We start from the raw sequence: 11148 nt of genomic DNA, 5'->3' as shown, positions 1-11148 counted from the left end.
GCACCCAGTGCGCGGTATCCCCGCCGAGTACCTTCTTCACGATGTCGCCGAAGGCGTCCATGCCGATGACGACCTCTCCGGGCGCGCATCCGAAAATGGCCTCCTGGATGCGCGGGTCGTAGAAGTCGAGGAAATCCGGGCACGCGGGCTTGGGGGGCGCCGGGGGTCGGTGGGTCCACTCGACCCAGTGGTCGCCGTCCTGCTGCCCGGCCTTGATGCTCCACTTCGCCACCCAGTCCCCGGGCAGCTTGAGGTTGATCAGGGTGGTCAGGTCCGTGCGGTCCAGCTCCCCGCCGACGAAGTGCAGCGGGAGCACCAGGCGCACGATGGATTCGCGGTCGGAGAGGTCGGCCGGGATGGTCAGCCAGTCCTCCATCAGGTCGGCCTCCTCGTCCAGGCCGAGGCGGTCGCGCAGGATCGGCCACAAGGCCGGCCCGTACGTCGCCTCGTCGCCGACCAGCTCCCGCGCCGCCCGCCGGGCGGTCCACACCGCGCGGTGGCCACCGGCCATGAGGCGCCACTCGCTCACCCAGTCGCCGGGCAGGCGGGTGTTCACGATCTCGTCCAGGCCCTGGCGCTCCCTGGGGCTGCCGAGGAAGTGCTCCGGGAGCGCAAGGATCACCTGGGCGCCCTCGTCCTCCAGGCGGTCCGGGATGGTCAGCCACTCCTCCTTCTGCGCCTCCGGGGCCAGGTGCAGGGCGGCCTTGAGCATCGCCCACAGGGCCGGGCCGTACACCTTGTCGTCGGAGGGGCGGGGAGCGTGCCAGTGCCCCTGACCGTCCGGGCCGGTGGCCGCGCCGACCACGGCACCCAGGCCGACCACCAAAAGGCCGGCCTGGGTGCGGCCCGGGGCCACCTCGTACAGGGCCCACACGCCCGGGACGGCCGCGCGCACGGTCAGCACGGAGACGTACGCCCACCGGCCGTAGGAGGCCACGCCGCGCCACAGGGCGACGGGCAGCATCAGCACGCCGCGCACGCCCCGGGCCAGCCAGCGCCCGGCCACGGCCAGGTAGTAGGCCACGATCGTGCCGACGTCGGAGAGCTGCACCAGGAGGCGGGGCACCGGCAGGGTGGCCACCCAGTCCTGGAAGTCCGTGAGTCGGTCGGCCAGGACCTCGCGGAAGTCGGGGCCGGTCGCCGGGCCGGGCAGGGCGATGGCGCCCATCGCGGCCGGGGGCGCGGACAGCGGCTCCGGCTCGGGCAGCGCGTTGTTCCAGAACGACGCTCCGCCGGCCTTCTTCGCGGCGGCGGTCTTCGCGCTGATCGGGCGCCCGGTGAGGAACCGGCCGAGGCAAGCCGCGGTGGCTTTTCCGGCCTTGCCGATCGCCTCGTCGGTCGCCTTCTGCTGGGCGGTGCGCTTGGGCAGCTTCGGCATCTGGCTGATCAGCCAGCCGATCCCGCCGAGCGCCAGCAGCACGCCGAGCGGGGTCAGGTGGGTGACCTTGCCGATCCACTCGATGACGCTCCAGATCGCGCCCGCGATGGCGTTGCCGGTGCCGTTACCGGCGGGCGCTGGGGTGCCCGTAGCGGGGCCGGACGGGTGCGCGGAGGGCGACACCTGAGCGAGGCCGGATACGGCGCTGTGGACGCCTCTCGCGGCTGCCAGGATGGCCATGTGGTGCTCTCCTCTCCATTGCCTTGGGGAGCCTGCTGCCGGGCGGGGCGTCACCCCCGCCCGGCGTCCCCTCGTTGATCAGAGATCAGCAGGTGATCTGTCAGTGTGCGCGCCACCTGCGACAGATGGCCCACGGATTTCGGTTCTTCTCGGTCACCCGTTCAGCGGGTGCCGTGCTCCGCGTGCCACGGGCACGGGTCCTCCGGCGGGCACGGGCCGCAGCCCGGCGGGACGTTGTGCCAGTGCCAGTACTCCTGGCGGACGTAGGCCCGGGTCCCACCGGGGGCGTCCCACTCGATGCTGTCCGGGCCGATCGGACCCTGGACGTCCTCCGGGTGAAGCCGGTCGCGCTGCTGGAGCGCGTACGCCGCCGACTCGGCGAGTAGGCCGTCCAGCTCGGTCCGGCTCCGCCACCACCGCCGGTCGGCCAATGCCGCCTCCCGGAGGGCGATCTCCCGGCAGCCGTCCAGCTCCGGATCTTGGGAGAGCCGGGCCAGCACCTCCGCCTCCTGGTCCAGGTCGGGGGCGTCCGCGTAGGCCTCGGCCGCTGTGGGGGCGGTGAACGCCGGGTAGTGGTGCAGCGTTCGGCGCGGGGTCTCACTCATCAGGGGGTCTCTCCTTCGTGCGGGAGGGGCGGCCGGTGGGCCTCCCCTGGTGGGTGGTCGGTCAGGCCCGGTCGGCGGGGCCGATCCGGCGCAGGTCGGCGGGGCGGACGCGCGGCAGGGAACAGAACGCCTCGGCCAACCAGCCGATCAGCCCCCGGATCTCGACGTCCTCCGGCCCGACCCAGACGACCCGGCCCCGACCACCGGCGTACCGGCCCGAGGTCACCTCGACCTCGTCGCCTACCTGGATGCTGCTCATGTCGTGCTCCTCTCTGGTGGGGCGGGGCGGGCCCGGCCGGGCCCGCCCCGGGGTTGGTCAGAGGGCGGTGAGCCCGGCCTGACGGATCAGCGCCTCGATCTCCTGCGTGGTGACGGTCGGCCCGGACGCGTCCAGGAATCCGGCGGCGGTCATCTTGGCGTTGGCCTCCTCGGCCAGGACCTGGAGCGGGGCCGTGAAATCCGTCGCACGGGCCCGCCGCGCGGGGTCCAGGGCGACGACGGCGAGTGCGGTACGGAGCCGCTGGAAGGCCACGAGCGCTTCGCGGGTGGTGGTGTCCATGGGGATCTCCTCGGGGTGGTTAGCGGATGACGCTGACGATGTGGGTGGAGCTCATACGGCGGGTGCCCCTGTCGGTCACCACGTCGATCCGGCCAGCAGCGACGCCGGTCACGATGTGGTCAACGACCGCCCCGGTGTCCCGGAGGGTGTCGCCCGCCCGCAGGCCGATCGGGGTGGTCTTGATCACGGACTTGCGCATGGTGCTCTCCTTCGAGGTGGTTCGGGTAGTACGGGGCGGGCCCCCTCGGGCCCGCCCCTGATGGTCGATCAGAACCAGCGGTTCGCGCGGCGCTCGGCCTGGGCCTTCGCCTTCGCCTCCCGGGCGTCCTGCTTGGCCTTCTCGCGGGCGGCGTCCTCGGCCTCCTCGCGGGCCACCGCCTCCGCCTGGATCTCGTCGATCTTGGCGCCGATCTTGGCGCGGTCGCCCCCGGCGGCGGCCCGGCCGACCAGCCAGGCGAGCTTGGCCTTCTCGGCGGTGGTGTAGTAGCGCGGCTCGGCCATGGTCAGCTCCTCCCGGCGGCGAACCCGAAGCCGCCGGCCTTGGTGTTGGTGGGGGTGTTCCTCGTGCTGCGGATCTCCCGGGCGACCGTGTCCGGCCGCACCGGCTTCGTCGTCCTGGCGCTCACCCAGGCCGTCACCGCTTTTGGGTCGTCGCCGACCTCCGCCACGGCGAGGCGGACCAGGGAGGCCACGCTCGCGGCCTTCGGCGCCGGGGCTCCGGCGCTCACCGAGGCAACGAGGTTGGCCGGGAGCGGAAGCTGCTCGGTCTCCGGGCGGGGACCGCCGGACGGCTGCGTGGCGCTGACCTGGGCGGTAGCGGGCTGCGGGCGGATATCCGCCGGGTCTCCGCCGGAGAGAACAGCGGTCGGGCGGAGCGCGGAGACCGGCGTCCACACCGGCAGCTCCCAGGCGGGCGCCGCCGGGGCGCCCAGCCGCTCCAACACCGGCGCCTGGTCCTCCTGCCCGTTGACCTCCGCCAACTCCTGCCAGGCGCCGGAGAGGCGCTCGGCGGCCTTCGACTGGGCCTTCGCCACGGCCGCTCCGGCCCGGGACAGGGAGTCCATGCGGGTCCGCTCGCCGTGGGTCTGGGCGTTGAGCACCGCCCGGGAGATCGCCGCGTTGTCGCGGGAGTCCTGGAGGACCCGGCGGATCTCCGACTTGGCCTTCGGGCTGATCTCCGTCGACTCCCACACGCCGTGGAGCCACCAGAGCGATTTGGCGGCGAGCGGGAGCCAGGCGACCGCGAGCCACCCGGCGGTGTGAGGGCTGGTCAGCGCGTGGACGACCAGCATCCCGGTCGTCAGCGCCCCGAACATCCAGCCCAGCGCGGTGACCTTGGCGTTGTGGTCGCCCTGCCCCGCCAACCGGCGTTCGTAGGAGAGGGCGGCGAGCCAGGCGCCGTCGTAACCCAGGCCGATCACCAGCGCCAGGGCGAGCGGCATCACGCCGTTGAGCCACAGGGCCACCACGGCGACGGTCAGCACCGCCGAGACGACGGTCACCGCCAGAGCCGGAGCCGCGAGCCAGGCCCGGCCCGCCGTGCGTCGCAGAGAGGTGTTCATCGGGCACCGTCCTCGAACTCCACGGCCAGCACCAGCGCCTCGTTCCAGCGGTCGCAGTCGGCGAGCATCACGGCGGTGGAGGTGCAGCCGCAGGTACCGGCCCAGTGGGCGGCGGCGGCCTTCTCCTGGATGGCGAACAGCGCGCTCTCCTCGGCCCGCCGCAGCCAACCGGCCAGCAGCTCGAAGGAGCCGAGCAGCATGCCGACCGCCACCAGCTCGGCCACGACCAGCTCCGCCCAGAACGGCGCGTCGAAGTGGGCCATGAAGGCACCGGCCGCACCAGCGGCGGCGGCGGCGAACAGCGCGGCCACCAGGACGGCCAAGCGCTGCGGGGTGAGGGCCCGCCAGACGAGGCCGGCCTTCGGGGCCTTCGGCTGGGGGGCGGGCTTCTGGACGGGCGTGCCACCGGCGTAGCTCATCGGGCACCCCCGACGATCGCGGCGGCCTGGGCGAGCTGGGTGAAGGTCTGGGCCAGCTGGGCCTGGGCGGCCCCGAGGGCGACCAGCGCGGCCCGCCCCTCGTTGGTGTGCCCCATGCCGCTGGCGGCGTTGGACAGCGTCGCGTCGGCCCGCTCCGCGAGCTGGAGACCGCGCCGGAGCATCTGGGCGGCGAAGTCGCGGTCGTCGCTCATCGGGCACCGTCCTGGGGCCAGATGACGCTGATGCCGGAGCCGCGCTCCAGGACGACCGGCTCGGGGGCCGGGGCCGGGGTCGGCTCGGGCGCCGGGGACGGGTTCGGGGCGGGGGCGGGCACGGACGTGCCGGGCCCCTGGGTACGATCCATCACGGATCGCCCTCCTGTCGTCTCAGGGGGGTGGTCAAGGCCCTGAGCAGGTGTTTGCCGCACCGGCTCGGGGCCGCTCCCGTTTGGGAACGGCTCCACCATGACACGTTATTTCGCAGCGCACAAGTGTGTTGCGTAGCGAGTCATGACGGTATGATCCCCGCATGGACATTCCGGAGGTAGCACAAGCTGCCGCACTCGCAGAGGTAGCAAAGCTGGGTCACGACAGGGGCGAACTGCTACGGCAGGCGGACGAGTTGCTGACCCGCATCAAGCCCGCCGCCGTGAAGGCCGTACAGGCTGGCGCGGGGCGCAACCGCGTACGAGAGCTGGCGGGAGTCTCCACCACGCTCTGGTACGAGTGGCTGGACGAGGCGGGCATCCAGGTCCGCCCCAGGGCGGCGAAGAAGACCGCCACGAAGAAGGCCACTACCAGCCGGAAGCGGGAGACCTCGTGACCGACCGCCTGCCCCAGCCCGCCGACATGTCGCACGCGATGCTGATCGGCCTCTTGATGCACCTCGGCGGCAGCTTCGACATGCCCGCCGACGCCCTCTCGGTCGATGCCCTCGGCACGCCGGACGGCACGTTCCACGCCGTTGAGCTGGGGATCTTGGAGGATGGGCAGGTTCGCCTGTCCGTCGTTCCCCGGCCGCACGGAGAGGGTGCAGGACTCCAGTTCCGCAACGGGGAGTAACCTCAGCCCCACGAACGGCGATTGACCCCACACAAGACGAAACCCGCCCCCCGGACCCTCACTTGGTGCCGTAACCAGGAGAGGGGTCGTAATCCGGAAGGCGGGCCCTAGACGGTGTCGAGTGTAGGTGACCACGCGTCCCGACACACCATGGCACCGGGAGAGGGCGTACCTTGCCCACCCGAAAGAAGTCGGCCCCGATCCCCCGCCAGCAGGGCGAGGGCACCGTTTCCCAGCTCGACCGTGACGGCGTTCCGGCGGGCTGTATCCAGATCCCCGGCATGCGGCTGGGGTGGTTCTACCGCCTGAACGACCGGATGGTCCTGCACCAGCACCGGCCTGGGTCCCCGCTGCTGCACGTCGGGCAGGCGCCGAAGGTCACCTCCGTGATCGCGCACCTGACCGACGACGGCGAAGACATCCGCACTGAGTACCTGGTCGTCGGCCGCCGTCAGCGTCGCCCCCGGATCATCACGGAAGACGAACTCGACCGGGGCACCTGGGCGTCGAAGACCGGCAGCCGCCGGCCGACCGGCCCGGACGAGAAGCACGCGTTCGCCAAGGCCATGCGCATGCAGGCGGAGGACGCCCCCGAGGTCCCCGCCCGCACGTACTACACCGACGAGGGCGACCTCGTGCTTCCCGAGGCGGACGCCCAGCTCTACGGCTACGGCACCCTGTGCGGGTCCGAGAAGGCCGCCCGCGACGCGTGGGAGGAGACCGGCGCGTACGCGGTCGTGGACCCCAAGGCCGCGCTGGTGATGGGCGCGATGTTCTCCGGCCCGATGCTCGATTCCCTGGGCGTGCTGGCGCACATCCTGAACCTCCACGGGCCCGGCCAGCAGGGCAAGTCCACGATGATGTTCGTCTGCGCGGCCCTGTTCGGGAACATCAAGCCGCGCCGACAGCGGCTGCTGATGACGTGGAACGCCAGCAAGCAGGGCATCACCCAGGACCTGCGCGGGCGCGGCTACCTGCCGCTGTGCCTGGACGAGCACAGCAGCAGCGGGCGCACCCCGCAGCAGTCCAGCTCGGAGTTCTCCCAGATCTGCGCGGGCTGCCTGCGCTCGACCGGCACGGTCGACGGCGGCATCCGGGAGATGGACGGCTTCTGGCTGTCGATCCTGCTGTCCAGCTCCAACCTGCCGTTGAAGTTCGAGGGGCAGACCGAAGACCTGGCCTCGCGCCTGCTGGAGATCAAGGCGCCGTTCTTCCCGAACGCGTGGGTGGACCTGGACGGCAACGCGGTCGGCGCCGACCACAAGGGCGCCGAGCACGTCTCCAAGCGACTCAAGCGACTGGCCAGGGACCACGGCGGGTGGCCGCTGGAGTGGGCCCGCAAGGCTGGCGCCTTCACCGCCGAGAAGCTGAAGGAGGCCCGGCGGGCGCACCTGGAGCTGTGCGCCAAGTACATGCCGCGCAACGGCGGTATCCCCGACACGATCGCCGAGATTCACATGGCGTGGGTGGTCGGCGCTCACGTCCTGGGCGAGGCCATCGGCGTGCCGGGCCTGGGCGAGGCTGCCGAGCGCGCTGCCGCCGAGCGGCTGAAGGCGGCGATCGAGGCTGCGGCGGAGACGAACGTGCCGGAGGGCGAGCTGCTGTGGCGGGCGCTGGACGCGATGCGCCTGGACGTTGCGGCGTTCCCGGAGATGGAGGAGCTGCCCCGGGCCGCTGCTGGCGGGGTCAAGCCGCGCGGGTTCTACCGCGTCGACCGGCACGGCCAGCAGGAGTGGTGGGTGCTGGACCCGGTGGTGAAGGAGGCCGGGGACAAGGGTGGCGTCGTCAACCTCACCTCCGCGCTGCGGCAGCTCGATGAGGTGAAGGTGCACGTACGGGGCGAGGGCGCCAACGTGCTGCGGCGGGTGCCGAACTTCCTGCGGGACAAGCCCGTCACCCAGCGGATGCACTGCTTCAACCTCGGTCCGGCGCAGGAGCTGTTCGGCGGACCGCTCGACCTCGATGACGACGGCGACGACGGCCACGACGGCCAGGGCGACGGCGGCACGGACCACCAGGAGTCGGGCGAGGTGCCCGGCGGCGAGACGGCGTTCGTGCCGACGCAGGTCGAGCTGTCGCTGTCCGCGCCCGAGGCGGAGCCGGTGCCGACCGTGGCGGCCGGGCTGCCCGCGCTGGTTCGGGAGGTGACCGAACCTCGGTGGGACGAGCTGGTGGACGGGAAGTTCAGCGCGGCGAAGGTCGGCGTGCTGGCGGGCACCGGGCTGCACCTGCCCAACATGCGGCCGGTGCCGGTGCCCATGCCGGGCAGCGTGGAGGAGACCTACGCGCTCATGGCGGCGTACGACGTGTGCACCCTGTACGTCCACGCCAGCGCCATCGGGGCCATGGGGCTGCCCGCCTACGACATCACGGTGTACGGCGAACTCGTGGCACCGCACGAGCACCCGTGGGCCACCCCCGTGGCGGGCGGCGTGGTCGAGCGCGTCGAGCCCGCCGGCCTTTCGTTCTGGATGACCGCCATCCCCGGCGACGGCGAGCGGCGCCACATCTCCATCCCGGCCTACGACCCGTCCCGCCTGGAGGACTCCTTCGGCTCCGCCGTCGACGGCGCGCAGCTGCTCGAAGCGGTGATGCTGTTCCTGCTGTCCAGCCGGGGCAAGGGCAAGCGCCCCAAGGTGGAGCGGTACTACCGCAACGTCAACATGACCGCCATGGGCTACGCCGGGATGACCGCCGACCTGGCCCGGTGCGAGGCGATCCGGCTGGAGACCATCCCCCAGTTCACCGCCGGGCAGCGGCTCAAGCCGATCCTTCACCTCGGGTGGAACCGGCGCATGGAGCCGCCGGAGCGCGACATGAAGTGGCTGCACCGGTACGACAAGACCGCCGCGTGGCTGTCCGCCTGGTCGAACACGCCGCTCGGGGTCGGTGAGCCGACCCACTACCCGGACGGCGCGGAGTTCGACCCGAAGAAGGCCGGCCTTTGGCGCGTGGCGGAGGCGCCCGGGTTCGGGCTGCCCGGCCTGCCCACCTTCCAGCTCCGCACGGCCGAGGAAGGCGGCTGGTGGATCCGCTCCACCCCCGCGATGAACCTGCTTATGGAGGCGTACCCGGACTGGACGCCGGTCGTCCTGGAGGCCCTGGTCTGGAAGGACAGCCGCCGCGTGATGGAGACCGGCTACGAGCGCATCCGCCTCGGCCGGGAGTTCCTGCTGGCCGAGGCCGAGGCAGGGCGCGAGGCCGCGACCCTGGCCAAGCGCCTGAACGGCGCCCTGTACAAGTCGGGCCGGGGCTACCTGGAGCGCAACGAGCCCGAGCGCGACCACGTGACCGGCGAGATCTACGCCAGGAAGATCTACCGCCCCGACTGGGCCGCAGCCCTCCAGGACGCCGCCATTGCCAACACCTGGCGGGACCTGCGCGCGTTCTCCCAGGCCGGGCGCTTCCCGCTCACCCTGGAGACCGACGCCATCACGATGGTCTCCGACGAGGCCGATCCGGTGCTTGCCGCGCCCCCGGGCATGAAGCTGGGCAACCACCGGGGCGGCCTGTGGACCGTGGAGGGCAGCGCGCCCGTCTCCGCGCTGCTGCCCCTGATGGAGGACCCCCGCAAGGCCCGGACCGCCGGGGAAGCCCTGCGGATCCACATGAAGCGGCAGGGGGTCTGACATGGCGTTCGGCTGGATCAAGAAGGTCGGCTCCGCGATCGGCGGGGCCACCCGCAAGACCACCGGGGCCATCGGCGGTGCCGCGCGGCGCGTCACCGGCCGCGAGAAGCCGCCCACGACACCGCCCGAGGCTGCGGCACCGCCTGCCCCTCCCACTCCGCCTACCGGGCCGCCCTCGCCCCCGGCAGGGCCCCCGCAGCCCCCCTCCCCGGGTGAGGGCCCGGAAGGCGCCGGAGGTGAAGAGGCCGGCCTCACCGAGGAACAGCTCCGCGAGGCCGAGGAAGCCGCCGCCGAGGCTGAACGCGAAGAAGCGGCCAAGGAGATGGCGCGCAAGCGCGCGGCCCGCCCCGGCACGCTGTTCGTCGCCATCCTCGGCAAGTGGAAGATCAGCGAAACCAAGTGGACCGGCACCGCGCGCGGCCACCTCCAAGGCCAGCAGGTGCACGACTTCCTCGATGCCATGGACAAGGCCAACCAGGAAGCCGCGGTAATGGTCGTCGCCGAGGTCTACGCGGACGGGCGCGGCTTCGACGAACAGCTCAAGTACGACGAGAGCGAAATCTTCGCCATCGACTACGACCACAGCGCCCACGGCGACTACGACGCCAGCCAAGACCCCAGCATCGAGTAGGGGACCGACCAACCCAGGAGGGGCCCGCCACCGGCCGGTGGCGGGCCCCTCTGCGCGTTCTAGGACCACCAGTCGTCCGGGTCGTGCGGGTCGGAGAACAGGTGGGTGCAGCGGCCGCCGTCGGGCAGCTCGGTCCACTCCTGGCGGAGCATCCCGGCCAGCGAGTCGTAGCCGCGCCGCCGGAACTCCCGCTCAACCGCCTGGCGGTCCCACTCCGGGCTGCCGCTGTGGAAGCCGAAGCGAACGTCGCTGGTGGCGGCCTCCAAAGCCGTGACGTGCCAACTCGCGCCCGACTGTTGGGGCGGATAGGCCAGAGCCAGCAGCGGGGCGCCGGCCTCTCGCGCGGCGTCCAGGGCCGCGTGGACGGCCCTTCCCAGGTCCGCGACGGGGATGGACGGGTCGGGCAGGTAGCGGCTCACAGCGTGCCTCCAAGCGGCTCTGGACTGGTCTCCGGCAGTCCCAACGATTCCGCCTGGAATGCAGGAACGGGGCGGTTTTCGGCATTTTCCTGCGCACCCCGATCGGACACAGTGAGTGATGGACGGCGGGTCGGACGGACCCGCGCCGGAGGGGCGCCAGAGGGTCGGTCGGACGGCCGTTAACGTAACCGTCCGACCCGCCGTCCGACCCGCCGTCCGACCCCGACTCGGACGGAATTTTGTGCCCCTGACCTGGGCTTTTATCCATCCGTCCGACCCGTCCGACCCTTTCCGTCCGAGCACCTATACAGAGAAGACTCGGACGGTGGGTCGGACGACACCCCCAGGGGCACTCAGTTTCGCTACAGAGAGTGACCATCGGCGGGGTTGAGGACATGCGGAAACTGCCACGAAAATGCCCAGAAAAACCGGCGTACGAGAAATTCTAAATTCACGAAATCGCGCAAGATCACCAAAATTCGCGTTATGAAAAAAGCGAGCGAGGGAAATTGGATTTCGCCGAAAAATAGTGGCGAGATTCGCGAAAAATGCTCGCGCCCCATTTCCAGAATTCGCCAGGGGCGAATTCTGGAAAACACCCGATGGCAATTCCGATCGAAATTCAGCGCGCGGGGGAAATGCGCG

At 71.6% G+C, this 11148-nt stretch carries 15 protein-coding genes and 1 pseudogene; 4 read left to right on the top strand and 12 right to left on the bottom strand.

The window, feature by feature from the left end:
- The 10 genes and pseudogenes from F7Q99_RS39905 to F7Q99_RS39860 all read right to left on the bottom strand — a co-directional run.
- A pseudogene (locus F7Q99_RS39905) lies at nt 1-1618 on the bottom strand (hypothetical protein); the annotation flags it as partial.
- 161 nt (nt 1619-1779) lie between these two features.
- A complete protein-coding gene (locus F7Q99_RS39900; RefSeq protein ID WP_153471975.1) occupies nt 1780-2223 on the bottom strand; it encodes a hypothetical protein in 444 nt (147 codons plus the stop codon).
- A gap of 61 nt (nt 2224-2284) precedes the next feature.
- Entirely contained in the window at nt 2285-2482 is a 198-nt protein-coding gene (locus F7Q99_RS39895; protein WP_153471978.1) for a KOW motif-containing protein, read from the bottom strand.
- 57 nt (nt 2483-2539) lie between these two features.
- On the bottom strand, nt 2540-2782 hold the full coding sequence (locus F7Q99_RS39890) for a hypothetical protein (RefSeq protein ID WP_153471981.1): 243 nt from the start codon (nt 2780-2782) through the stop codon (nt 2540-2542).
- A 19-nt stretch (nt 2783-2801) separates the two neighbouring features.
- Nucleotides 2802-2981, bottom strand: coding sequence for a hypothetical protein (locus F7Q99_RS39885; RefSeq protein WP_153471984.1), 180 nt, complete (start codon nt 2979-2981; stop codon nt 2802-2804).
- A gap of 68 nt (nt 2982-3049) precedes the next feature.
- Nucleotides 3050-3283 (bottom strand): hypothetical protein, encoded by a 234-nt coding sequence (locus F7Q99_RS39880; protein WP_153471987.1) that lies wholly within the window; start codon nt 3281-3283, stop codon nt 3050-3052.
- A 2-nt stretch (nt 3284-3285) separates the two neighbouring features.
- Nucleotides 3286-4344 (bottom strand): protein spdB, encoded by a 1059-nt coding sequence (locus F7Q99_RS39875; RefSeq protein ID WP_153471990.1) that lies wholly within the window; start codon nt 4342-4344, stop codon nt 3286-3288.
- Complete coding sequence (locus F7Q99_RS39870) at nt 4341-4763, bottom strand: hypothetical protein (protein WP_153471993.1); 423 nt, start codon at nt 4761-4763, stop codon at nt 4341-4343. Before F7Q99_RS39870 ends, F7Q99_RS39875 begins: the two co-directional genes overlap by 4 nt.
- Nucleotides 4760-4975 carry a hypothetical protein gene (locus F7Q99_RS39865; protein WP_153471996.1) on the bottom strand — a complete coding sequence of 72 codons (216 nt, stop codon included), beginning with the start codon at nt 4973-4975 and terminating at the stop codon, nt 4760-4762. The genes F7Q99_RS39870 and F7Q99_RS39865 overlap by 4 nt, the downstream gene beginning before the upstream one ends.
- Nucleotides 4972-5127 (bottom strand): hypothetical protein, encoded by a 156-nt coding sequence (locus F7Q99_RS39860; protein WP_153472163.1) that lies wholly within the window; start codon nt 5125-5127, stop codon nt 4972-4974. The genes F7Q99_RS39865 and F7Q99_RS39860 overlap by 4 nt, the downstream gene beginning before the upstream one ends.
- A gap of 164 nt (nt 5128-5291) precedes the next feature.
- Between F7Q99_RS39860 and F7Q99_RS39855 the strand changes: the two genes are divergently transcribed.
- From F7Q99_RS39855 to F7Q99_RS39840, 4 genes are all read left to right on the top strand, one after another.
- Nucleotides 5292-5585 carry a hypothetical protein gene (locus F7Q99_RS39855; protein WP_153471999.1) on the top strand — a complete coding sequence of 98 codons (294 nt, stop codon included), beginning with the start codon at nt 5292-5294 and terminating at the stop codon, nt 5583-5585.
- Nucleotides 5582-5824, top strand: a complete 243-nt coding sequence (locus F7Q99_RS39850; protein ID WP_326847577.1) for a pRL2-19 — start codon at nt 5582-5584, stop codon at nt 5822-5824. Before F7Q99_RS39855 ends, F7Q99_RS39850 begins: the two co-directional genes overlap by 4 nt.
- A gap of 173 nt (nt 5825-5997) precedes the next feature.
- On the top strand, nt 5998-9453 hold the full coding sequence (locus F7Q99_RS39845) for a DUF927 domain-containing protein (RefSeq protein ID WP_153472002.1): 3456 nt from the start codon (nt 5998-6000) through the stop codon (nt 9451-9453).
- A 1-nt stretch (nt 9454) separates the two neighbouring features.
- Nucleotides 9455-10084 carry a hypothetical protein gene (locus tag F7Q99_RS39840; RefSeq protein ID WP_153472005.1) on the top strand — a complete coding sequence of 210 codons (630 nt, stop codon included), beginning with the start codon at nt 9455-9457 and terminating at the stop codon, nt 10082-10084.
- Between the two features lie 59 nt (nt 10085-10143).
- On the opposite strand, the gene F7Q99_RS39835 is transcribed toward F7Q99_RS39840, so the two are convergent.
- Both F7Q99_RS39835 and F7Q99_RS42380 read right to left on the bottom strand, forming a co-directional pair.
- Nucleotides 10144-10503 carry a hypothetical protein gene (locus F7Q99_RS39835; protein ID WP_153472361.1) on the bottom strand — a complete coding sequence of 120 codons (360 nt, stop codon included), beginning with the start codon at nt 10501-10503 and terminating at the stop codon, nt 10144-10146.
- Nucleotides 10504-10865: 362 nt separating this feature from the next.
- A partial coding sequence (locus tag F7Q99_RS42380) for a hypothetical protein (protein WP_230211369.1) occupies nt 10866-11148 on the bottom strand: 283 nt, incomplete at its 5' end.

It is taken from the genome of Streptomyces kaniharaensis, assembly GCF_009569385.1.
GTDB lineage: Bacteria > Actinomycetota > Actinomycetes > Streptomycetales > Streptomycetaceae > Kitasatospora > Kitasatospora kaniharaensis.
This window is presented reverse-complemented; position numbering and strand designations above follow the sequence as displayed.

Excerpts from the sequence above, each read along its gene's own strand:
- F7Q99_RS39875 (WP_153471990.1), bottom strand. The coding sequence starts at position 4,344 with ATGAACACCTCTCTGCGACGCACGGCGGGCCGGGCCTGGCTCGCGGCT.
- F7Q99_RS39885 (WP_153471984.1), bottom strand. The coding sequence starts at position 2,981 with ATGCGCAAGTCCGTGATCAAGACCACCCCGATCGGCCTGCGGGCGGGC.
- F7Q99_RS39880 (WP_153471987.1), bottom strand. The coding sequence starts at position 3,283 with ATGGCCGAGCCGCGCTACTACACCACCGCCGAGAAGGCCAAGCTCGCC.
- F7Q99_RS39840 (WP_153472005.1), top strand. The coding sequence starts at position 9,455 with ATGGCGTTCGGCTGGATCAAGAAGGTCGGCTCCGCGATCGGCGGGGCC.
- F7Q99_RS39900 (WP_153471975.1), bottom strand. The coding sequence starts at position 2,223 with ATGAGTGAGACCCCGCGCCGAACGCTGCACCACTACCCGGCGTTCACC.
- F7Q99_RS39855 (WP_153471999.1), top strand. The coding sequence starts at position 5,292 with ATGGACATTCCGGAGGTAGCACAAGCTGCCGCACTCGCAGAGGTAGCA.
- F7Q99_RS39860 (WP_153472163.1), bottom strand. The coding sequence starts at position 5,127 with ATGGATCGTACCCAGGGGCCCGGCACGTCCGTGCCCGCCCCCGCCCCG.
- F7Q99_RS39890 (WP_153471981.1), bottom strand. The coding sequence starts at position 2,782 with ATGGACACCACCACCCGCGAAGCGCTCGTGGCCTTCCAGCGGCTCCGT.
- F7Q99_RS39895 (WP_153471978.1), bottom strand. The coding sequence starts at position 2,482 with ATGAGCAGCATCCAGGTAGGCGACGAGGTCGAGGTGACCTCGGGCCGG.
- F7Q99_RS39870 (WP_153471993.1), bottom strand. The coding sequence starts at position 4,763 with ATGAGCTACGCCGGTGGCACGCCCGTCCAGAAGCCCGCCCCCCAGCCG.
- F7Q99_RS39865 (WP_153471996.1), bottom strand. The coding sequence starts at position 4,975 with ATGAGCGACGACCGCGACTTCGCCGCCCAGATGCTCCGGCGCGGTCTC.